Origin of the sequence: Streptococcus henryi DSM 19005, from assembly GCF_000376985.1 — a bacterium.
In the GTDB taxonomy this organism is placed as follows: Bacteria; Bacillota; Bacilli; order Lactobacillales; family Streptococcaceae; genus Streptococcus; species Streptococcus henryi.
The window spans coordinates 111,366-134,909 of sequence record NZ_AQYA01000032.1 but is presented as its reverse complement, the minus strand read 5'-3'; the positions used below and the strand labels follow the sequence as shown (position 1 = coordinate 134,909).

The window sequence follows — 23,544 nt, the reverse complement described above, 5'->3', positions numbered from 1 at the left end:
AAGATTTTTGTTTTTTGATTATTTAATCCAGTTAATACGATTCAGCGGCCAAATGCGCAGAGTTAAGCGACCAACAATTTGTTCATCACCAACTGTTCCAACTGCAGTATTTCGAGAATCGATAGATACGCTACGCTGATCTCCCATAACGAAGATTTTGCCATCTGGAACTTGGTAAGGCAATTCAATATTGGTCTCACCGTATGCCTTGTCTTCTTCCTTGAGATAAGGTTCATCAATTAAGTAACCATCTACGCTGACATTACCTTTATCGTCAATATCAACCCATTGCCCTGATGTGGCAATCACGCGCTTGACTAAAACTTTATTATTATAGTAGAAAGCAATAACATCACCTTGCTTGAAGGCTTTGTCATTAACTGAAACAACAAGATCCCCGGACTTTAGCGTCGGTGTCATTGACTTCCCATAAATTTGTAAAACTGGTAGCCAGATTGTAGCGATGAGGACCGCAACTGCAGCAACTGATAACAAGGTAAATACCGTGCTTTTCAGTGTTTTTAGGTACTGTTCGCGGTATCTTACTTTCTTTAATTCTTTAGCTAAGACTTCCGACTTCGGAAGCTCCTCTAAGCTCACTTTTGATTTCTTTTCTTGGGCTAACTTCATGAATTGTTATGCTCCACTTTCTCTGAATGGTTTTCAGAAGCTAGTCGCTCAATATTAGCGAGGTACTGATCTGCAGCAGCCTGAGCAGTTTCAAAAATTTTATTAATCTGCAAAGACGCTTCCGCAATCGAACCAGCCTTCTCAATCAGCAAAGTTTTGTCTTCTAACTGTTTTTCTAAATCAGAAACTTTTGCTTCAAGGGATTCGATCTTTTCTGCCTGACTCACCAAAAGTTCAAACAAATCTGAGCGACGTAATTTTCTTAAATATTTTTCTTCCATAATCCCTCTCTAGTTTAAGAGTCCTTTAATAAAAATGATTCTCTTTATTTTAACCCTAATTAGTAATTTTTGCAAGTAATATGTTTAAGAAACTTTAATATTTTCTTGAAACTGTGTCTTTGATTAGTTACCCCTATACCGCTATAAAACCTTTAATTTCAGAAAGATTGTATATATTTTCATGAAAGTGTTTTCTGAAAGCATTTTTATAGAGAGGTTGTATTTTCATACTACACTTGTATTTTTCTCATTATTCTAATCGTCAATTTCGGTTGTTTTTCGCCCCTATATTGCCTATTTTATTTGTTTTTCGATTGGTATTATTTTAAAATATTATTAGAAGGTTTTACTGTTTTTAGTAAGGATTTGGCTTATGAAAAAATTTATTAATCATCTGACTAGTATTATTATTCTAACTGGTATCTTCATTGTCAGTTATCCTGCTATTAGCCAGATCTACTATAATTACATCAATCAGCAAACAATCTCTGATTTTGATTCTGGCAAAAAAAATTTAACTAGTGCCGAAATTCAAGAGCGAATGACTTTGGCCGAGGCTTATAATCAGTCTTTGCAAAATGTTGAAATCAATGACCCTTATACACAGGAACAACTAGATGCCGGTCGGACAGAATATGCTCGCATGCTGACTGTTCATGAAAAAATCGGAACGATTTCGATTCCGTCTATTGATGTTGATTTGCCTATTTATGCTGGATCAAGTGAAGAGGTACTTCAAAAAGGTGTGGGGCACTTGGAGGGAACTAGTCTTCCTATTGGGGGAACTAGCACGCATTCTGTCCTGACCGCACACACTGGATTGCCTAATGCTAGACTTTTCACAGATCTAGATAAGGTAGAAAAAGGGGACAAATTCTACATCACCAACATTAAAGAAATAATTGCTTATGAAGTTGATTCAATCTCGGTTGTTGAACCTAGTGACTTTGACTCTTTGATGGTGGTTCCCGATGAAGATTATGTGACTCTCTTGACTTGTACTCCCTACATGATTAATTCACATCGCCTTTTGGTTCGCGGGCACCGCATTCCCTATGATCCTCAAGAAAAAGAAAAGACACCTAGTCGTGTCAGTCACTTTAATATTCCTCCACTTTATCTTGCCATCTTGGTGATTATTTTGATTATTATCCTGCTCCTAATTTGGACTAAATGTCAGGCGCGAAAGAGAGGGCAATCAAATGGTTAAGAAAGTTTCTAAAAAAAATTGGCTCAAATGGCTCTATCGCGGTTTAATCATCATTGGTATTACAGCAATTTGTTATCCTTTAATCAGTCAGGTCTATTATCAATACCTCACCAAGCAAGAAGTTTCTCAATTTGAAGCACAAAAGGGAAATCTTGAGACGGCGGAAGTCCGTGAACGTATTGAACTGGCTCATGCATATAATCGAACGCTCACTCCTGCAAAAATAGGTGACCCTTTCACAAAAGAGGAAGAAAAAGGGGTGGCTGAATATGCCAGAATGCTGCAGGTGGCTGAAAAAATCGGCTACGTCACAATCCCAAGTATTGACCAGGAAATTCCTATTCGAGCCGGGACAAGTGAAGCTGTTCTGCAAGATGGGGCAGGTCACTTGGAAGGTACTAGTTTACCAGTCGGCGGAGAGTCAACTCACACTGTTATCACCGCCCACCGCGGACTTCCGTCAGCACGCTTGTTCACAGATTTGGATAAGGTAAAAGTGGGTGATATTTTTTACATTACCAATATCAAAGAAACTTTGGCATATAAGGTGGACCAAATTTTAACTGTTAAGCCTGATAATTTCAACCCCGTTTTAGTCAGTCAAGGACACGATTATGCCACTTTGCTGACTTGCACACCATATATGATTAACTCTCACCGCTTGCTTGTCCGAGGGGAACGTATTGCCCTTCCTGAAAAGGAAGAGAAAAAAGCTAAGAAGATTAATCGCTATAAGAAATACTATTGGTTTATCATATCAGCTGGCCTTGTTCTCCTTATACTGCTCTGCTATTTAACCTATAGATTCATCAAACGGAAAAGGAAGTGAGTCATGAAAAAGAAAAAAGTATTAGGACTGTGTCTGCTTCTATCTGGAATTCTACTCTTCTCTTTTCCTTTTGTGTCAATGATTTCTCGTGATTTCAAACAACTAGGTGCGCAAAATAGCTACGCTGAATATTTGGCTGAGAATCGAGAAACCTTGCAAGAAACTCGGCAGAAATTAGAGGAAGAGAATCTCAGTACTCAGCCTGTTCAAGATATTTTCACACAGAACAAGGAGACTGCTGTTAACCAAAATAGTCCCTACCTCTCAATCCTTGATACCAGTCAGGTTGTTGGGCAGGTTAGTATACCGGCACTGGGGCAAAATTTTGATTTGTATCTAGATGCTGACTATAATAAAATAGCAAAAGGCGTTGCAGTTATGGTTGGAACTGGAGCTCCAGTGGGAATCAAGGGGCAGCGTCCAATTATCGCTGGGCATCGCATCACCTATAACGATATGTCTTTCTATTTTCTCCCAGATTTAGTTAAGGGAGATAAAATATATGTTACATTTCTTGATCAAACTTTAGAATATCAAGTTTACCAAACTGAGATTATCGATGAATATGATAATGAAAAGCTAGCGCCTATCCCAGATAAAGATGTTATCACACTGATGACTTGTTACAATGCTCCCGAATATAACCAACGTTATTTGGTCAATGCCATACGTGTTGAAAAAGAGACAAGTGAGGAGCAAGGTACCACTGAATCAAGCGCGACAATCACAAGATTGCTCACACAGAAAGACAGCAAAACTAGTGTTAAACTTTTACGACTAGCACCCTATGCTGTGCTGTTAATATCACTAGCCAGCTTCCTGTATTTTGCTAGGAAGTTATGGAAGTTGATTCAAAAATGAGATTGGTCTTCCAATCTCATTTTTTGAATATCTATTTACGCCTAAAGGTTGCGCGTGATTGATTTATTATCTTTTGAATTAATTTTGACTTGCCCTACTTTCGGCTGAAAGAAGACGTTTCCTTAATTTTCCACCTCAGTCTCAAGTCTTAAAACTAATTCAGTTGACTATTGTTAGGAATTTGAAGCAGATAGTTTTTTCTCTGCGATTGCCTCTGTTAATGTCTGTGAGAAATTCAGTGACATTTCCTTACCTAATTTATCTGCCCATTTTGGAATAGTTAAGGTTTTTTTGACAGGCTCATCTTGTCCCAAGTACCCCGCTACATCAACCATTACAAGTGATATAAACGATTTATTAGCATCATAAACCAGAGGGAAATCGTCGTCACCTTTAAATGGGTCAGCATTTTCAAAAGTCAGGCTATTGATGTTACTAGCTTTCGGTAAATTTTCACCTTTTTCAATAAGATCAGCTAACATAATCCCAAGGTAATCACTAGCCATGGCCATGGCGTCGGTCATATCTTTACCTTGAGTACCGGCCCCCTCAATATCTGGAAAAGTAATAAAGTAAGGAGGGAGATTCTCTCCATCTGTATCATCAAAATAGAAAACTGCTGGATATGTTACTAACATTTTACACCTCCATAGGAAAAAGCAAGCATAAGACTGCTTCATATTAGTCCTGCTTGCTTCAGGATACCCCTTTCGGTGTACTTATTAATTTCACCGTGGGGAATGGTTATTGGTCTTTTACCAGCTTTTTCAAGTTTGATATGAGACCCTTTTCCTCCTTTGGTTTTAATCCAACCATTGGCAGTTAAAAGTTTAACCATTTCTTTTTGTGTCATAGGCATAGCGCTTTTATCTCCTGACAACACAAGTATAACACACGTGCTACACGTATTCAAGCGGAAAAGATATTATATTCTTTAAAATCAAAATAATACATTGTCAGTTTCGATTTTATTTGAATATTAAATCCGCAATTATCTAAAGATACCAAAAATGAGATTGGAAAGCCAATCTCATTTTTTATCTGTTTTGTAGAATCGATAGCCTAGACCTATCATGATAACCGCAATTCCTAGTAACCAATAAATTCCAAGTGTACCTGTTTTGAAGATTGGAGTTTTTGGTTTCTTTGGTGGGACATAGGTGTTTGTGATGGTTGTTCCTAGTTTATCTTTCATCTGTGTATAGGTTGCAGTGTAGTTTTTTGGAATTTCTTCTTCAACTGTATAGGTGTACTCCTTACCTTCAGATGATGTGATTTCTAGGTTTTCAAAAGTGTATTCCCATTTATTGTTAGCGTTCAATTCGACACTGTCAATCTTATTTCCATCACGTTTGAGGTTAACTGTGACGCTGGTTAATTTCTGGCCTTTCCAGACTTTTCGGACTGTAAAGGTTGTTCGCCCTGGTTGCGGTTCTTCTTTGGTTTTTGGGTAGACTGTTAGCTTACTGCCTAGGGTTACCAATACTACAAAAGGTTGACTTGTTGCTAAACGCTCTTTACCAGCTTTGCTATTGACCTCAAATCCATAATAGGTGCCTGCACTTAGGTTTGAAAAGACTGTTGCGCCTTCAGGATCTGTCGCTTCACCGTGATAGACGAGGTTGTCGATAGCTAGTTTCTCAAGATCTTCGACGGTTTTCTCAGCCATGTCAGTTTCGAGTTGCTTTTGCCGTTCTTCTGTTAACTCGCTGTTGTTGTCGAGCTTAATCAGGGTATAAAAGCTACCTGGTACAGGGGCTGTCTTGTGATCATCCGGTGTTCCTTGACTATTTTTCAGCTTAATGACTGTCAATACCGCTGTGCTGTCTTCCTGAGCATAAACAGAGCTCTGTTGAAAGCCCACAATGGCCAGCACCAGCACTAGCAGTCCAACAAGTTTGCTGAGCCACTTCCTTGTTTCCATACTGCTCCTCCCTATTCATTTTTCTCTTCACTGAAACGCTCAATGTGGCGTTGGGGACAACACATTGAACGCTTGAGTGAAGAGGCAAGAAATCTTGCCTACTTCAGTTTATTGTGATTTTAGCTTATTTCGCCATACGACGTTTAAGCATCAAACCAAGACCTGCAACAAGCATACCTGCTGCGACAATAGCTACAGAACCGATACCACCAGTTTGTGGGATAGTAACTTTCATGTTGTTTACTTCTTGAGGATCAGCAAGGCCAGCAGTAAGGTCTGTTGGATCAGCTTGGTAAGAAGTTGCATTTACAGTAAATTGAATTGGTTGTGTCAACAAAGCGTATCCTTCTGGGGCTTTAGTTTCCACAAGGAAGTAATCAGTTGAACCTACGTTAGCCGCTTGACCAGCAGTTCCGTATGCCAAACCTTTAACTTCAAAGGCACCGTCTGAGCCAGAAGTGAATTTAGTAGCTTCATCTTGAGAATCAACCCAAGTATTGACATTGCCAGTTTGTTTCAAGAATTTACCAGCAGCGTTTTTAACAACGAATTCTGCACCTGGAAGTTTCTTGTTCAATTTCTTATCAACTTTGACGAAGCGTTTACCACCAGTGTGGAGTTCTGGGTTTTCTCCAGGTTCTTGTTCTTTTTCATCTGTGAAATCAGGGTTAGTTGCATAAACAACTTTGACCTCATTCGGATTTTCTGCACCAAGAACGGCTGCTTCATTAATAGATGCATCGTAAGTGATAACAACTGTGTCAGCTGGATTCAAGCTAGCAATAAATGTTTTTGCAAAGTCAACAGTAATTTTTGCACCTGCAGTACCTGTTACATTTACTGTATAGTTAGCTGCATCAACAGCTGCGTCATTCAATGTAACTTTAAGGTTGTTTTCATAAGTCAAGCCTGCTGAGAATTTATCTTCAAATTTCAAAAGCTTGTAGTCTTTGATCCCTTCAGGCATTACTGAAGTTACTTTAAATGTTTTAATTTGCCCAAGGTCAGCTGTATCATGTTTATCATTATCGTTTACAACTTTGTCGATAGTTGGTTTGTCTACAGTATTCTTTGGATAAACGTGAACTGCATCTTCACCTTTCTTATACCAGCCACCAGTCGCTTTGAAGACTGGAAGAGTGATTTCGATTGGTACAGCAGCTGCGTTTGCTAGTTCATCTTCACCAGGAATTTCAGATTTAGCTTTGTTTTCTACGATAAAGTATGTTCCAGCTGGCAAATCTTTAAATGTGATAGTACCATCTGCAGCTGTAAGACCTTCATCAACAATATCACCTGTTGCTGAATCTTTACGAACTTCAAAGTATGCACCTTGAAGTGTTGTAGCTTTAGTTCCAAAGTAGTCTGCAATCGTCAACTTTTGACCAGTATAGGCTGTATTATCTACACCAGTTTGTTTTGGCCAGCCAGTCAAATCTGACAATTTGACCTTGGTCAAAACGATGTCATAAGTATCCGCTGGATCTGGATAGTCATCAGCGAATACTGTAGCCGCAGAGCCCAAGGATCCCAAGACCATGGTAAGGGTCGCTAGAATCGTAAGTATGTGTTGGACGATTTTTTTCATTTTTCCTTCCTCCAAAAAATTTTCTTTTTTTGCATATAATATAGTATTACTGCCACAAATAATGAGATGATACCTATCATCATGTACGGTCGACTTCCGAAACCACCTGTTGATGGGTAAACAGGATTAACCTTGTTTTTAACAGTCAAGGTAGGGGTAGTTTGATAATTACTACTTGTAAATGTCGTAGTTTTCTCACTAGCCGCACTGATTTCTAAGTAACCTACCGGTTGTTCTTCTTCGATATAATAAGTATAGAAATTCTTATTATTATCGGTTATTGGAACAGGCTCAGTCAGCGTCCATCTATAGTTCCCCTCTGTGCCTTGGCGAATTAGGGTAATTTCTTTAAACAACTCCCCGCCAGTTGTTTGACCATTTGTTGTTCGATAGAGTTTGACTTTCAAGCGACTTGGTAGTTCACCATTAGCTAAAAGTGTTTCCCCATCATTCATATACCATAGCTTTCGAATAGTGATATTTCCAGTCAACCGTTCATTGGTGACACTAAGTTGATTGTTTGTTGGATTTGGATCCAATTGTTTATCATTTACGTAAGACTTGATATAAAAGTTTGCTGGTAAAGTGGACACATCTTCTTCGATATAGTAGGTCATCACTCTACCATATGAATCCTTCATCGGAAGATTATCAACAGTTGCCTTCCAAGAAAGACTAGCATCACTATTGTATTTCAATTCAACGACTTGACTAAATTGGCCATCACCCGTCTGCCCAAATTTGCGTTTTAGTGTGACCTTAATCGGACCAAAATCACTGGTATTTTGATTTGAAATAGCTTGACCATTTTCTAACCAAACTTTAGTAATGGTTAAACTGGTCTTGGTTTTATTATTAGTGACACCAAGATTATTTTGAGCTGGATCATGATTTAAAGTAATGCCAACTTGAGAACCATTTGATGCGTAATTACCAGAATTTGTGTTCCTATAGCCGTGCAATTCAAAGTTTGTCGGTAATGTTGACAAATCTTCTTCGATAAAGTAGGTATAGTTCCTATCGTTATCATCTTTAATCGGTAGATTATTGATAGTCTTTTTCCAAGAAGTGCTAGCATTACTATTGTATTCTAGTTCAACGACTTGGTTGAAGCTGGTATCAACTTGGTTTCCTACTCTGCGTTTAAGAGTAACCTTAAGTTTGCCAAAGGTACTGGTGTCTTGATTAGACATTGCATTACCATTAGCTAACCATGATTTGGTAATGGTTAGTCCGGTATGAGTTTGGGTATTAGTAACAACGAAGCCAGCTGGATCTAATGAACTACCTTCATAGGAAACCTTGTAGCCATCTGGAAGATTTCTTTCAACAGCTTCATATTTGAAGTCTGTAATGGTTGTTCCTGGATTTGCCTTTTCAAGAATCAGCTGCATCGATGCTTCATCTGGAACATTTTTGAAATCTGTTTGCCAACCATTGGCAGCAGTCAGCGTTTGAATTTGACCAAGTACCCGCTTCTGCTCTCCATTTTGCTTCCAAGTAGACCAGAGTTCAATGATAATATCTTCTGTTGGATTGTTATGGCCAACCCAGTCCTTACGGACATGGATATCTTTTGTTACTACTTTGTTTTTAGTAAAGGAATCTGTACTAATGGTGGTCCAGATATAGTTAGTGCGATAAACCGAACTAGCTTGCTGACCCCAGTTCAGGTCAGGGAAATCAGTCGCACGCTTACCAGGTTTACGCATGAGGTTCCCCATGGTAAAGGAGATATTCGGCGTGTCTGAAGTCGTGAACATCACCGAGTTTTTTGACCAGTTTTGACTGTCTGAATGGTCATCATCGCCACCCCACCTATTAGTGTCACCACCGTTGTAACCATACTGGTTATATTCTCGACCTTGGGCGTTGTCATCCCCTTTATAAACTACAGAGATGTTTGAATTAGATGTTTTGTAAGCACCCAAGTAAGTTCCTGAATCTGGAACGACATATTCTGGCCCATGGGCTGAACCATCTTCATAGTTATACTGTGGGTTGAGTGAGTTGATGGTATAATAGGTCGCTTCTGTATCTGAGAAGAGCCCGCCTTTTAGGGTTATCGGCGTTGATGAGTTCTTTTCATAGAAGCTCAAATCCACATCAAACTCTTTAACGTTTTGCCAAACCCATCCACCAAAGAGAAGACCACTAATCTGGATGGTTGGGTAATAAATAGCTTTATCATAGTCATTATCTGCGTAAGTGGTATTTCCCCAAGTGCTAAAACCTCCATTTGGGTTTCTTTGACTTCTGTTGGTACGGTTTTTAAATGGGGTAACCTTAATGGTTGCTATAGCATCAACCAGTTGACCATCATAATAGGCTGCATCAGTGTACTTCACTGTAACCCACATGGTAGTTGTCTCTAGACTCAAATCATTCGCATTCCATCCAGCATCCGGATTAGTCTTATAACCAGAAGCATTTGGATCTGAAGGGCGAAATTCAACGGTTAAGGCATTATGACCTGGTGCCTCACCAGCTATAACCGAGTTGATATGAGGCTCCCATTCACCACGCCAAATTTCATTTTGTCCATTATCACTATTTGGACTAGCATAGGCATAGCGACTGTGGGTTCCAATTGAAAGCAATGCAACTTTAGAAGTGGTTGGCATGTCTTTGATAATTTGGAGCCTATTGATTGGGGCAATCGTAGTATCGCTAACAGTTTGCGGAGGAGATAGTGGCCCGTTTGCTCCTACACGCAGAAGAGCTCTTCTATTAAAGGCTGCCGCAATATCTAAGGTTTCAAATGTCGTCCAATTATCTCCGTCCAGTCTCTCAAATGTTCCAGAATCTGTTAAGCGAATCTTCACATCAGCTGGCTTCACATAGCTACTATCTAAGTCAACTACTTTTAGCAGATAGATAGTACCTACGGATAACTCTACTTTCGGAGATTCTGCATCACTTGACCATCTAGCTAATTCAGAAGAATTACTCTCCTGAACTAGTCTGAAAGTTGCTGTTATATCTTTGGTTTCTTTATCACCTTCCTTATAAATGCTTACTTTAGGAATTGTCACCTCCTGACTGGTGATAGCTTTTTGTTGAGGTTGTTCTTCTGCGACCTCTTTCTTTTCCTCTGCTTCGGCATTTTCTTCAGTCACTTTGGAATCATCACTTGATTCTTCCTGATTTTCGGGCGTCAGAGAAACATCTAATTTCTCAGCTGTAGTATCTTCTTCTTCACTACTATCATCGCTTGCTTTTGGTTCAACTTGTGTTACCTCATCAGGATTTGGTACCACGTTGTCCAGTGAATAAGCTATAGGGGTCACGAGGCTATTGATTAGTAGTATGCTCAGAAGAATACAAGCTAACACTTTTTTTCTCATATCAACCTCCCTATTTTATCTCTTTAACCATATTTTACGCCTTTAAACCTTAAAAATAAAGCGTTTACATAAAAGTTATACGTTTTTTATTCTAATGTTTCTCTTCAGAAACTCATTTTTGTTCTGCGGTTTCTTTTATTTGTTTGATAATTGAAACTTTTGTTTACCAAGCGAGATAACATAAAATAAAACGGCAAATTTCCCCTAAAGAAATCTGCCATCTCACTGTCTTATCTATTTCTAGGACGTTTGTCCATGAAATCTTGAATATTTAAAATAATCTTTTCATAAGATTTTTTTCTAAGGACTGGACGTTTCAAGCCTCTTTCTTCCATGTATCTTTGTCCACTATTTCGATATTTTTCTTGAAAATGCTTACTAGTTATTATTAGAACATAAACAATAAGTAAGAAACAAATTGGAATAGCGAAAAATGGTGCGATAAAGACTGGTTGAATCTGCACTGCATCTGATACTACTGAAGCACTGCCGTTGACATTTTCTATACGGTGACCTCTGACAAGTAAGCGGTGGGTATTGATACCATAAGGCGTACAAGTGACTAATGTGCATAAATCTTTTTCAGGATCAATGGTCAAAGTTGATAAGTCTGTCGGTTCTACCACACGAATTTGATCGACTTCGTAAGTAAAGGTCTCGTTAAGCACGTGGATTGTGAAAATGTCTCCCTCACGCAGCTGATCTAGGTCGGAAAAGAGCTTGGCAGAGGGCAATCCTCGGTGGCCTGAAAGCACAGTATGTGTTCCTAGCCCTCCGACTGGTAAAGAGGTTTCCTCTAAATGTCCAATCGAAGTTTGCAGAATCGCTTCATCAGTCCCATGGAAAATAGATAACTTAACATTGATTTTTGGAATTTCAATATAACCCATGATGCCGTCATTGTTAAAATTAAGCTCCGCATTATAGGCAGCCTTGTCAGCCTCTGTGAAATCCCAGTTTATCTCATGATTTTCATTGTATTTCTTTGCACTTTCTAAAATCTTATCATAATCTTCTTCATTCATATCAGAAACTACTTCAGAATAGCTCATGATAGCCTGAGATTGGTGAAATGAATTCCAATAATCACTAAAAGAGGGATAGACTAGCAAACCAAGACCTACCAAGAAGATCAGTGGCATGATAAATGTTTTGGCATGTTTTTTTAACCAAGCAATCACTGATTACTCCCCCTTCCAATCATTTTAAAAAGGCTGAATGAAAGCTCTGCTATTTCCCAAAAACCACAATTAAAACGTATCTGCTTTTGTGAGTTATAATCACACTTCTAAAGCCCAAGTTTGAGCTCTAGAAGTCTGAGCATAGACTCAGACAAGAAAGAAATATCTTCGGAAATACCGCTATTTCATCTATTGGCACTCCCGAAGATAACTTTCTTTATATGGCTAATTCTTTGGAGTTAACATGAATTAGATGTTATTCATGCGACGTTTAGAAATCATGTAAACAAGTGCACCAACCAAGAGAACTGAGCCTGCAAGGTAGAACATTGTAGTACCGAATGAACCAGTTGATGGCAAGGCTTTACCAGCATTGTTGACAACTTCTACTTCATTTGTTGCTGTTGATGAGATAGTCACAGCTTTACGTGCAGTTAAGATATTGTAACCATTTGGTGCTTTAGTTTCTTCAAGGTGGTAGACTGTGTTGTCACCTTTAAGACCTTTAACAACTGCTGTACCAGCTTCAATATCAACACCAGTTTCACCAGCTTCAGCTACACGGTAAGTACCGTCAGCATTTTTAACAACTGCGATTTCATTACCATTAGATGCAGCATCGTAAAGACGGAATGTCGCACCAGTCAATGCTTTCGTACCATCAGTTTTCTTAAGTGTGAATTGGAATGTCTTAACGACTGGGTCTGGATCTGGATCTGGGTCTGGAACAGGTTCTTCATCACCATCTGAAGTAGTGTAAGTAATGTCAGCATGGTTACTTGCTTCACCATCTTGAGCAGCAGCTTTTACAGTTGCTTTATAAGTAACCTTCACTGCTACTGGAGAATCGTAGATTGTATTGCCATCTGCATCTGCCCAAGGAAGGACAATAGTCATTTTACCATCAGCAAATGTAGGTGTAGCTGCTACTGTAACACCACCAACAGTAACGGCTACTGTAGATTGGTTAATTTCCAAGTCAGATGGAGTATCGACGATAGTGTATTTAGTGATTTGTTTAGTTGATGCTCCTCCAGCAGTTGTTACAAAGTTAGTAGCATTGAAGAGGATTTGATAGTCAATCACATCACCAATTTTAGCAGTAGTTTCTGATGTTACTGTACCATTGACAACAATTTTCTTACCACCATCTTCTGGGATGTCTGGGTTAGTTGTATTTTTGTCAATAACAGTAGCACTTGGATTTGTACTGTTAACAGTGAGTGTAGTACCAAGTGATGATGTAATGTAGTAGTAACCATAAGTAAGGCCTGTGAAAGCAAGTGTTTGATCAGTTGCTTTAGTACTTGCTACCTCAGTACCAAATTCTTGAGCCCAGGTTTTAAAGTCATCACTGCCAACATTGATACCATCTTTAGCTAAAACGTTTCCTGCGTTATCGACTGTGAAAAAGTCATTTCCTGTAAATGTTTTACCACTTGGAACAGAATAGGCAATACCATCGCTACTTTGAGTGGCATCAAAGAGTTTATAAACTGTATAAGTTTGTCCTTTTGAAGCATTGCTAATTGTAATTGAGCCTGCTCCTCCAGCACCTGAGTCAACTGACTGTGCACTAACTGGTAGCCCTGCAAAGACTAAGGTGAGTGCTGCAAGAATAGTTGTTATCACTTTTCTAATCTTTTTCATGATAATCCTTCTTTCCTTTTTGAAAGTTACTAAGATAGTTGAGGGAGGGGGAATCCCTCAACCAGTTAGTAATGGTTTAGCTTAGTCATAAGCTGTGTCGACTGATAAGGAGTTTATAATGACTTATCACTCCTTTCAAGCTGTGGTTTCAATACAGCCATGCTAAGCAATGCTAACAACATCAAGCTTAATCCTGCAAGGGTAAAGGCACGCTTGCCACTACCACCAGTACTTGGTAATGCTTTACCAGCTTTGTTAGCAATTTGTATACGATTGCTGTATGTGTTACCTGCACCTTCAACTTTAGCCTTATCTTCTGATTCTGTAGATAATGACAAACTAAAGGTAATCTGTTCATTAGAGTCGGTAGACTCTGTAATTGTGAAGTAAACGTAACTGTCCAAAATGATATAGCCATCTGGAGCTGCAGTTTCCTTAATACGATAAGTTCCTGCTCTCAATCCAACTGGAATATTAACGCCTGCTTCAGAAGTATTAGAAAGTGTTCCAACACCATCTACAGCTACCCATGCACCATTTTCCAATTGACTAAGTTCAAACTTACCGCCTGATAGAGCTGTCCAATCAGTCTTGGTTTTTTGAATGTTAACAGTTGGCGTAACGAGCAGTCTTCCAAATACTTCTGTTATGTCGTAGTTTAGAGGGTTAGTGTTACTTTTTAGTGTGTAAGTAAATGTGTTTTCTGAAGATCCTGGATTTGTTTGACTACCAGTGATATTATAGCTTTCAACACCTTGACTAAGAACAAATCCTTCATTAGGTTGTTCAGTAGTTTGTTCAGTAGCGACAACTGGTTCAGCAGTCAAAGCTGTTCCATCAAATGCTTTTTCAGCTTTAGGTGAAGTCAAGGTAACTGGTCGTTTGTTGATAACCAATTGACCATTTGAAACTCGGAAGTGAACATCAAAGTTTTCATTAGTGTTTGTGAAGCGATTATCAATAGTCAAATCATATGTTCCAGCATCAGTTTCTTTGATTACTTTCTCGGCTTCTGTACCATTGAAGTTAATGTAATCTTCTAAGTATAGGTCATTACTGATACTTGTAATCTCGTAAGTCACTGCTGCTTCTACTCCATCGTAAGTCTTGGTTACTTTTTGACCGTCAATGATAACTGTGACAGGAAGTGCAGTAACTGTTAGTGTTCCTGGAACATAAGTAATATTGTAGTAGTATGTTCTATCATTTCCAGTTGCAGCTTCAATAACCGCTGCTGATGGAGTTGTCGCACTGCTACCCACATTTGTTTGACTGCCAGTAAATGTAATATCTGTTAAAATATCACCAGATTCAAGCCAATATTTATAAGTATCTACTAAATCTTCCACACCATTACTTATTAGAGCAGTACTATCGTAGACTTTGGTCTTATTAGCAGCCTCAATCTTCAAATCTTTTTGATAGTAAAGATTAACAACGATTTGTTCACCACCAGTAATTCGATAAGTTGCTGGTACTTCTTTAGGATTTTCTGAATCAGAAACATCCTTAGATGAGTGATAGGTGTAACCAGAAATGCCTGGGTATTGTACCTCATAAGTTGTTGGTTTTTTCTTAGTCTCTGTCAATGGTGTTTGACCAGGGATAGGATTGCCATCCATATCAAGATAGTTGACTGTGATGTGAGCAACATCATATGTAGTGTAGTAGAAAGTAATGACATTATTTTCTGAGTTTGAAGAAAGTGTCAAACTCAAAACATCATCAAGCGGATAGTATTCACTTCCAACATCAACTGCACTTTCCTTAGCTACAATAGTATTACCATCGACTGTCTTAGTCACAGGGTCTTTAAGAGGGGTTGTTGTTCCTTCTAATAGATATTCAATGGTATAAGAAATCTGAGCAGCCTTCTTAGTGTAGTAGAAGGTGATAACATTGTTATCATAATCTAGCACGATAGATTTTGAATTATTATCTGGACGATAACCTGTGATAGCAAGGGCTTTTTCAGTAATGACTTGGTTAATAGCTAGCGCAGGACTAGTTATAACTTTATCCGCCGCAAGTCTAGTTTCATTATTGTCAGCATCGACATACTTAACAGTATAGGTCAATGGTTTCAAAACCCAGTGAGCATAGAGGGTCATGTTTTCAGTGACAGGTTTAGACCAGTCATAACGTTCTCCACCTTCTGCTTCTGTAAACCAACCATCAAAATTATAGTGTGCACGACTTGGGTCAGACGGAGCCTCAGCAAAGTCGTATTTCTCAACTGTTTGAGAATCTGGAGTAGCACTATCGCCGCCATTTAAGTTGAAGTCAACTGTAAAGCTTGGTGCAACCCATTTTGCATAAAGCACCAAGTTGTTTGATGGCATCTTATCAAAGGTGTATGCCTCAGTTAAATTGGCATCTGTATACCAACCACCCCAAGTGTAATCATCATCGACTCCAGCCGGACGACTTGGTGTGTAGTTGTAGGTTGCACTATTGATATTTGCATCAAAGAGAATGGCATCAGATGTCTTCAGCTTGGTAGTTCCATAGTAGTAGTCAATCTTGAAACTATCGCGGTTGTAGTAGAAACGGTAGTGATTTATGATGTATTCATTATATGACCAGTAGCCCGAAGAATCAGGATAGTCTGATGGTCTACTTGTCACTGTAAAACCAGCTATATCTTTGGCATTTAAAGTAGATCCTGCTGGACTATTATAGGTTTGACTATACACAGTAGATATCTCATAGACATTAGGATTATCGGCTGATTGCAGATAATAATCTACTGTTTTTACCACAAGATTTGAACGCCAATATGCCTGATAGGTCTTTTGACCATTGGCATTAGCACCACGAATCAAATCAGTCGTCACTTCAAGACGCTTGGTAACATAAAGTACAAGTTCGGAATTACTTCCAGAAGAGTTATTTGAATTATACCAGCCTGCAAAGCTATTACTTCCAGAACTTGTCACCTGTGAACCTGATGGCCAAACTGATGAAATATCCTGACCTAAAACTATATTCGATATCCTGTACTGTGAACCGGTATAGCTACTACCACCTATTGTTATCCGTCCATTTACCGTAGGACCAGTATAACCTGACCCTCCCCAAGAGGTTGTATATGATGGTCCATTAGCATTGAAGATAAAAGTATAGCGAATCAAACTATAGTAAACTTTCAGAACTGATTGTCCATCTGCATCAATAACTACTGAGGAGTTTGCATTCTTACCATAAGCAGTTTCGCGTTCATAGCCCAAAGGAACATTAGACATAGCCGGTGCAGAGCTTGCTTGAACTGTCGTTCCTACTTGTCCTGTTGCATTTCTTGAACTATCGTAAACGTAATGGGTAGTTCCTGTACTGTTGTCATACACTTCTCTATAGTAGGCAATAACATAATTAACGTTGTTTGCTTTCCATTTGGCATAGAGAGTGACATCATCATTGAGAGTGACCTTACCAGTTACTGGGCTACCTGAAAGTTCAGGGTTGTCATACCAACCATCGAAAGTGTAACCTCTCTTAGTTGGTACAGTATTTGTAATAGGAACTTCACTTTCAAAGAGACCTGTTTGCCATGTTACGTAGCTACCACCATTAGTATTGTAAGAAAGTGTATAACTCTTACGTGTGTAGTAAACATAAAGGTCTTGACCTTCTTCCTGAGTAATCTCGACTTCATCTGCTTTCTCAAAGTTTGCATAGCTATAAGTTAAAATTTGAGGTCTAACTGTTGAATGAAGAATACCGTAATTCAATACCTCCTCGATCTCACTATAATCATCGCCTGTAAGATCTTTCAACATATAGTGAACATTGTATTGAGCAGTGTAAGGAACATATTCCAAATCAATTGTGATTTGCTTATCTACTGTTCCATCTCCAGCATCCAAGGATTCAAGATGAGCTGTATCAGCAATCTCAATTCTTGGCTGTTCAGGATAGTAGATTGTATCATTTGGTAAGGAGGTATCTTCTTCAGGTTTTGTGGAAGCAGGAGGAGTAATACGGTAAGGTACATCTCTCTCTTCCATTTGGAAGATCTCAGTTTCAAATACTGTGTTTTTATTGGCACTATTATTAAAGTAGTAATAATGAACCGTTACAGTATAAATCTTGATTTCTTCAAACTGACCGACAACTGTCATGTCTCCATTAACAACAGTATCAGCAGTGACAGTTTCACCTGTCTCCTGATTTTTCCATCCTGTAAAGCGATAACCTTCTCTGAAAGGATTATCAGGCATGGTTGTAATAGCATTACCGTTTTCGATTTTAGTAGAAGCTACCTCTACTTGGTCACCGTTATTATCAGTGTAGATAAAGGTTACAGTATGTTCGATTGCCCTAGACGGAGCTGCTTTTCTAGCTTTACTAGATTCCTCAGTTTTTTGAGAATCTTCAGCTTGATTAGAACTGTCATCTTTTGATGATGTTCCGCCTACCATATATGGTGAAAAACTTGAACTTTCAAAACTAACTTCTGTGACTTTATCGCCTTTTTCTTTGGTGTCTGTGATGTCTAGCTTCTCAGTTTTTCCATCATCAAGTAAATGGAGAACAAATAAATCATCTTCTGTAGAAGCTACTCCCTTAGCAGGTATTATGGTTATCTTAACATCAGCTTGAGGCTGTACTTCTTTTCCATCAACTTCAAAGCTAATGTCGAAGAATTGAATATCTGAAATTTCTTCGTCCAAGGCTTTTTGTGCCTTTTGATAATGGCTTTGGTAATCAGAAGCTCCTTCACTAATTTCTGTCACCTTTAGTTCCACATCTTTTGGCATTTTTGCTTCAGCCGTGATTTCTGCAGTGACAGTGTAATTTTTGTGGTCCGCAGTCAACGTTTTAGTTTCAGTAATTAAATCTGATTCTTCCTTGTCTTGACTTTGTTCAGCCGGTGCTTCTTCCTTGTTTTCTGATGCTTCTTGTTTTTCTGTTGCCTCCTCTTCTTTTTCTGTCTTAGGGTCTGGTTCCGCTTCAACCTTTGTTTCAGGTTCTGGTTCAACCACTTCCTCAGCTGTTACTTCAGTTTCAGACTGAGCAGGTTCTTCGACAGTGTTGACATCACTTGGAACAAAAGCTTCTTCAATTGAAGGCAGTGTTGTCATAGCCGTATTGGGCTCTGCTATTTCTATACCTGCCTCTTGGCTTGCTCTGTTACTATCCAAGGTGATAGCTGGCAATATTAAGGCATATGTTGTTGCAAAGACAACAACTATGGCAATAAAACTGGCGATCTTTTTATACTTCGATTGAAATTGTGCAAGTCGTTTTCCCCTAAAAAACTTTTTCATATAATTTTCACCCTCCTTCCTAACTTAGTGAAAATTTTGCAAACAATATCATACTCGAATAAGATCAAAATCAGTCGAGGACGGGTCGAAGCAAACGTCAATCATTTTGATTTTAAATGAGTACTAAATTATTTTATTGTGCCAATTTCTTGTAGCGGCCAGATTTTAAATATCAGCCTTCCGACAATCTGTTCATCTGAAACCGTACCAATCGATGTATTTCGCGAATCAATGGAAACTTCTCGGTTATCTCCCATTACAAAGATACGATTTTCAGGTACTTGATATGGAAAAGTAATGTCTGTTTCACCATAGGCTTTCTCAGTTATGTATGGTTCCACGAGTTTAACCTCGTTGACATAAACCGTTCCGTCATCATCCATATCCACCCAGTCACCTGCTTCTGCGATGACACGTTTAACTAAGATGTTGTTATTGTAATAAAATGCCACGACATCACCTGTGTCAAAATTACTGCTTTTTACTGATAGTACGATGTCTCCACTATCCAATGTTCCGTGCATTGATTTTCCATAAATGCGCAGGATTGGAAGAAAAAGAACCGCAATTAAAACAGCAAATGCGGCTACCACAATCAGCATGAAGACTGTACTTCTAATCGCCTCCATGAGTCTTTTTCGATAACTGGCTTGTCGATACACTTGTTCAATTTCTGATGTTTTTGGGATCTCAATCGGTTCCCTATTCTTCTTCATTTTCATCAGTTTCTCCGAATGTAGTCTTAATATTCTCTAAATACAAATCGGCTGCTTTTTGAGCTTCTTCAAAGATGTTTGTCAAGCTGAGCGCTGCCTCAGCAATTGAACCCGCTTCTTTGAGTTTAATCTCTTTATTCGATAGTTCCTCTCGAACTTGTGCTAGCTCTGCCTTTAATGCATCAATCTCTTGACTTTGTGCTAGCATGATTTCATATAAATCAATGCGCCTTAATTTACGAAAATTTCTCTCATCCATCATATTCAAAACCTTCTTTTTATTTATCTATTGATTTTTTAAAATTACAAATATGCAAAAATATTGATTTGAGATTATTTCAATAGCGCTAGTTTACTATGTTTTCCTTTTAAATTTGAATAATATTATTTGTCAAAACTAAGAAAGAGAGAGTTTAATCATTTTTGGGCCCTTCATTGGCGCAAAAATTTTCATGTCTGGAGTCGTCAAAAGTCCTAGGGTTCGTAACCCGAGGCTCTTTTGTCTTTACAATCATATTCTACACCTTAACTTCCGCAAAATAAAGCGTTTTCATTAAGTTATACATTTTTTATTCTAACGTTTCTTATTAAAATTTTTTCCTTATGTCTGCGTTTATTTTAATTATCTGACAATTGACATATGTGTGTAATTTTCGTTTTATATTTTTTCATATATGCTCTCTTAAAACTTTTATTTTTTCAATAATTGTGCTATAATCTTGAAAATTTACATCTATATTATAACAGTTTTACAATTTGGAGGTGATTATGACAAATAGGAAGAGAGAGTTTCTTTTCCTAGCTATTAAAAATTTATCTTTCTGTATTTGAGTTCTCTAATGAAACTTAAATATAAGTTGTGTTAGGGTGATAGTTTTATCATCTTCTTATTCACGTATTTTGCTTGAAGGGGGAATCTTGTATGAGTAATTTACTAGGCAAGAAAAGACAAGCTTTGACTACAATGCAGACCATTTCCAACGCTCTTATTTCGTTAATTAGCGAATATCCTTATGATGATATTGCAGTCTACCATATTTTAGAGGAAGCAGGTGTTTCAAGACGAACTTTCTACCGTTACTTCTGTAACAAAGAAGCAGCCATGGAATATTGCATGAGCTTGCTTGTCTTAGAGTACTATGAAGAACGTGCTAAATTCTTTCAAGCAACTAAACCTGAAGATGTCTTTTATGTCACTTTAGATTTTATGTATCAAAAGCGAAAATTTATACGCTCGCTCATTTTGAGTGGACATTATGATACTTACGCTACTATTTTTAACGATAATTCATCCATTATTTATAAAACATTTAACCTTCCTTGGAGTATTCCAGGGGATACCCAATCTAAAGATATTAATTTCGTTTCTAAGGTTCTGACCGGAGCATTCATTAATGTTATACGTTATTGGCTTGTAGAAGAAGAACCAGAGGCTCCTGAAGAAGTTGCCAAAGATTTTGCTGTTCTCTTTTCTGCTATTCCAACCTATTTTGGTAACTTTGAAGAAGATCATCAAAAAGAGTTACGCAACTCTTATCACAGACAACTGAATGATACTTGTGACAATCAAAGCAATGACAATGCTGATAGTGCTTGATTGACTTACTAGATATTTTTGGGGGTGGGACTATGAACTCTTCACCGTTAAAGAAGAGTTCTGTCCTATCCCTTTTTGTTATTGTCAATTGAATTAGCTTTCAGACAAGAAACAGAGATGCAGATGGCTCCAAGAGTCTGGGGATAGACTCTTGGAGGTTGGAAATTAAGATCTCAGCCAAAAGTAGGGTAAACTGATAGTGACGATGTAGCAAAGCTAATTCAAATGACCATAATAGCTCTAACTTGACAGCATCATCAGCTCACTTTACAATGAAACTATGCTTAAATTTTTAATTCCTACCGCAAAAGAAATGACCCTAACTGGGGAAACTTGTCCTCACCAAATCAAGGAAAAAAGCTCTGCTATTGTCCAAGAAATAGCAAAGTTATCCACAGATGATTTGGAAAAGGCCTATAAAATCAAGCCAGATGCTGCACAAACTGAGCACGAGAGGTGGCAAGCACTTTTAAATGGGGCTGCTCCTGCCTTTCCAGCCTATGAGCTTTTTAACGGACTTATGTACCGCCAGTTTAAATCAGACTTATCCCCAGATGAGCTGAACTATTTGGGTAAGCATGTCTATGTCACATCTGCACTTTATGGTGTCATACCTGCTAGACAGCCTATTTCTCCCCACCGTTTGGACTTTAACATGCCTTTTAAGATTGAGGGAAAATCCCTGAAATCATACTGGCGCAAGGATTATGATGACTCTATTAAAGACGGTGATTTGGTTATCTCTCTCTTATCATGCGAGTTTGAGGAAGTCTTTTCACCTGCTGTTCGCAAAAACTTCATCAGTCTCAAATTTATGGAGAAAAAAAATGGAAAACTCAAGACACATTCCACAATCTCCAAAAAAGCTCGGGGTAAATTTATTTTGACTGTAGCTAAGAAAGGGGCTGATAGCCTTGGGAGCTTGAAAACATTGACTTTTGATGGCTTTGCATTTCAAGAAGATTTGTCATCTGATAGCCAGTTTGTCTATGTCAAAGAGGCTCTGTAAACACTTGCCAACAGGCTTTTCCACAAAAAGGTGGATAAAATGTTAATATCTGTGGATAAGTATTTTTTTGAAAATCAGTTTTGGAAACTTATAAAATAACTATTTTGCCCCCTATTGGTTACTAATATCCCCATAATTGTTAACACTTATTCACAACCTGTGGATAACTCCCTCTGTTTTTTGGGGATAACTTGTAGATTTCTTTGGATAAATCCTCAAAATAAGTAAAAATAACGAAAAAAGCATGAAACCAAGAATTTTTCCTTAGTTTCATGCTTTTTTATCTCTTTATTACTTTGTCTAGAGCAAATCATCACGACTGACTTGTTCATAAGCCTGCTTGCCATCATTGAGTTTATCCCAGATGACAACCTCACCCTGAGCTAGGGATTTTTGAACATCTATAATCCGTTGATTGGATGATCCTCGAAACTGCAGCATAAGATTTTTCTTAGCTTGGTCGAAGCGACCATCCACTAGGATGTCAATCAAGCTCAGTAATTCTAACTTATCCGGTGTCTCTAGCATCATTTCTTCCCAAGTGTAACCTGTCCAAGACCAGATGTCCTTGTCTGGCAATTCACGGCGAATACGCTTGACCAAAGGAAGCAAGATTCCAGTATTAAGGAAAGGTTCTCCACCTAAAAGAGTCAGCCCTTGAACGTAGGGCTGTGCTAAATCAGCCATAATTTGCTCTTCCAATTCCTGTGTATAAGGGATACCAGCATTAAAGGACCAAGTTGCCACATTGTAGCAGCCCTTGCAGTGAAACATACAGCCCGCCACATAAAGCGAGTTACGCACGCCCTCACCATCAACAAAATTAAAAGCCTTATAATCAATAATTCGTCCCTGACTAAGTTCTTCTGACTTCCATTCGCCAGGTTTGGGAGTATTCCATGTTTCTTCTGTCATTTTCGTCCTTTCTAGCTACTTATCCACAATCACTCGGTGTCAATCCAGTAGCGCTCAACACCATCCCTCACATCCTCCAAAGCTCCGCCATTTGCCAAAATAACGGCACGGCTAGCAGCATTGGTCGCATCACAGGTCAGCAATGCCTTGGGGATATTTTTTCTTTTTGCCTCTTTGAGGCCATAGCAGAGCTGCTTGGTCGCATAGCCCTTCCCACGCGCACTGGGTCTGATAGAGTAACCAATATGGCCTCCCTTACTGAGAAGACTCTCATTAAGACGCAGTCTCAGATGCAGAAATCCCAGCGCTCTGCCATTGTCATCAAAGGAAACAAATTGCACCGATGGTACAAAGTGCTCTGGAATGCCAATGCCCATTTCATTGGTCAGATTTTTCTCCAACCAAGCCTCATAATCAAACGATTCACTATCCCAAAAACCACCATCATGGACCGACTCTGTCTCTTCAAACTCAGCCATCATGTCCAAAATAGTTTCTTTATCTTCTAATCTTGGTCTGCGTAATTCCATATGACC

The 23,544-nt window shown here is 38.6% G+C and carries 19 protein-coding genes; 5 read left to right on the top strand and 14 right to left on the bottom strand.

Features of this window, described 5'->3' with window-relative positions; genetic code table 11:
* Positions 1–18: 18 nt before the first annotated feature.
* Entirely contained in the window at positions 19–630 is a 612-nt protein-coding gene (gene lepB, locus F601_RS0106335) for a signal peptidase I (RefSeq protein WP_018164828.1), read from the bottom strand.
* Entirely contained in the window at positions 627–911 is a 285-nt protein-coding gene (locus F601_RS12400) for a hypothetical protein (protein ID WP_018164827.1), read from the bottom strand. The genes lepB (F601_RS0106335) and F601_RS12400 overlap by 4 nt, the downstream gene beginning before the upstream one ends.
* A gap of 373 nt (positions 912–1,284) precedes the next feature.
* Between F601_RS12400 and F601_RS0106325 the strand changes: the two genes are divergently transcribed.
* Genes F601_RS0106325 through F601_RS0106315 form a run of 3 tightly spaced genes read left to right on the top strand, consistent with a single transcriptional unit; the run spans position 1,285 to position 3,811 of the window.
* Positions 1,285–2,121 (top strand): class C sortase, encoded by an 837-nt coding sequence (locus F601_RS0106325; protein WP_018164826.1) that lies wholly within the window; start codon positions 1,285–1,287, stop codon positions 2,119–2,121.
* A complete protein-coding gene (locus tag F601_RS0106320) occupies positions 2,114–2,950 on the top strand; it encodes a class C sortase (protein WP_018164825.1) in 837 nt (278 codons plus the stop codon). Before F601_RS0106325 ends, F601_RS0106320 begins: the two co-directional genes overlap by 8 nt.
* 3 nt (positions 2,951–2,953) lie before the next feature.
* Entirely contained in the window at positions 2,954–3,811 is an 858-nt protein-coding gene (locus tag F601_RS0106315; RefSeq protein ID WP_018164824.1) for a class C sortase, read from the top strand.
* Between the two features lie 173 nt (positions 3,812–3,984).
* Here F601_RS0106315 and F601_RS0106310 read toward each other — a convergent pair whose 3' ends face one another.
* The 10 genes from F601_RS0106310 to F601_RS0106265 form a co-directional block, all read right to left on the bottom strand.
* The gene (locus tag F601_RS0106310) at positions 3,985–4,449 is read right to left on the bottom strand and encodes a type II toxin-antitoxin system HicB family antitoxin (protein ID WP_018164823.1); all 465 of its coding nucleotides are present in this window, start codon (positions 4,447–4,449) and stop codon (positions 3,985–3,987) included.
* 38 nt (positions 4,450–4,487) lie between these two features.
* Positions 4,488–4,670, bottom strand: coding sequence for a type II toxin-antitoxin system HicA family toxin (locus tag F601_RS0106305; protein WP_018164822.1), 183 nt, complete (start codon positions 4,668–4,670; stop codon positions 4,488–4,490).
* Between the two features lie 171 nt (positions 4,671–4,841).
* The gene (locus F601_RS12670) at positions 4,842–5,735 is read right to left on the bottom strand and encodes a Cna B-type domain-containing protein (RefSeq protein ID WP_018164821.1); all 894 of its coding nucleotides are present in this window, start codon (positions 5,733–5,735) and stop codon (positions 4,842–4,844) included.
* Between the two features lie 124 nt (positions 5,736–5,859).
* Positions 5,860–7,323: a SpaH/EbpB family LPXTG-anchored major pilin gene (locus F601_RS0106295; RefSeq protein ID WP_018164820.1), complete on the bottom strand. Its 1,464-nt coding sequence runs from the start codon at positions 7,321–7,323 to the stop codon at positions 5,860–5,862.
* Positions 7,320–10,670 (bottom strand): Cna B-type domain-containing protein, encoded by a 3,351-nt coding sequence (locus F601_RS0106290; protein ID WP_018164819.1) that lies wholly within the window; start codon positions 10,668–10,670, stop codon positions 7,320–7,322. Before F601_RS0106290 ends, F601_RS0106295 begins: the two co-directional genes overlap by 4 nt.
* A gap of 230 nt (positions 10,671–10,900) precedes the next feature.
* Complete coding sequence (locus tag F601_RS0106285; RefSeq protein WP_018164818.1) at positions 10,901–11,851, bottom strand: class C sortase; 951 nt, start codon at positions 11,849–11,851, stop codon at positions 10,901–10,903.
* 249 nt (positions 11,852–12,100) lie between these two features.
* The gene (locus F601_RS0106280; protein ID WP_018164817.1) at positions 12,101–13,501 is read right to left on the bottom strand and encodes a SpaH/EbpB family LPXTG-anchored major pilin; all 1,401 of its coding nucleotides are present in this window, start codon (positions 13,499–13,501) and stop codon (positions 12,101–12,103) included.
* Between the two features lie 113 nt (positions 13,502–13,614).
* The gene (locus tag F601_RS0106275; protein ID WP_018164816.1) at positions 13,615–18,771 is read right to left on the bottom strand and encodes an InlB B-repeat-containing protein; all 5,157 of its coding nucleotides are present in this window, start codon (positions 18,769–18,771) and stop codon (positions 13,615–13,617) included.
* Positions 18,772–18,899: 128 nt separating this feature from the next.
* Positions 18,900–19,487, bottom strand: coding sequence for a signal peptidase I (gene lepB, locus F601_RS0106270; RefSeq protein ID WP_428835780.1), 588 nt, complete (start codon positions 19,485–19,487; stop codon positions 18,900–18,902).
* Positions 19,474–19,746, bottom strand: coding sequence for a hypothetical protein (locus tag F601_RS0106265; RefSeq protein WP_026183134.1), 273 nt, complete (start codon positions 19,744–19,746; stop codon positions 19,474–19,476). Before F601_RS0106265 ends, lepB (F601_RS0106270) begins: the two co-directional genes overlap by 14 nt.
* A gap of 663 nt (positions 19,747–20,409) precedes the next feature.
* On the opposite strand from F601_RS0106265, the gene F601_RS0106260 reads away from it, so the two are divergent.
* Together F601_RS0106260 and yaaA are read left to right on the top strand one after the other, a co-directional pair.
* Positions 20,410–21,084: a TetR/AcrR family transcriptional regulator gene (locus F601_RS0106260; RefSeq protein ID WP_018164813.1), complete on the top strand. Its 675-nt coding sequence runs from the start codon at positions 20,410–20,412 to the stop codon at positions 21,082–21,084.
* A gap of 280 nt (positions 21,085–21,364) precedes the next feature.
* Positions 21,365–22,093, top strand: a complete 729-nt coding sequence (yaaA, locus tag F601_RS0106255) for a peroxide stress protein YaaA (RefSeq protein WP_018164812.1) — start codon at positions 21,365–21,367, stop codon at positions 22,091–22,093.
* Positions 22,094–22,393: 300 nt separating this feature from the next.
* Here yaaA and nrdG read toward each other — a convergent pair whose 3' ends face one another.
* Together nrdG and F601_RS0106245 are read right to left on the bottom strand one after the other, a co-directional pair.
* Positions 22,394–23,008, bottom strand: coding sequence for an anaerobic ribonucleoside-triphosphate reductase activating protein (gene nrdG, locus F601_RS0106250; protein WP_018164811.1), 615 nt, complete (start codon positions 23,006–23,008; stop codon positions 22,394–22,396).
* A gap of 29 nt (positions 23,009–23,037) precedes the next feature.
* Entirely contained in the window at positions 23,038–23,538 is a 501-nt protein-coding gene (locus tag F601_RS0106245; protein ID WP_018164810.1) for a GNAT family N-acetyltransferase, read from the bottom strand.
* Positions 23,539–23,544 lie beyond the last annotated feature (6 nt).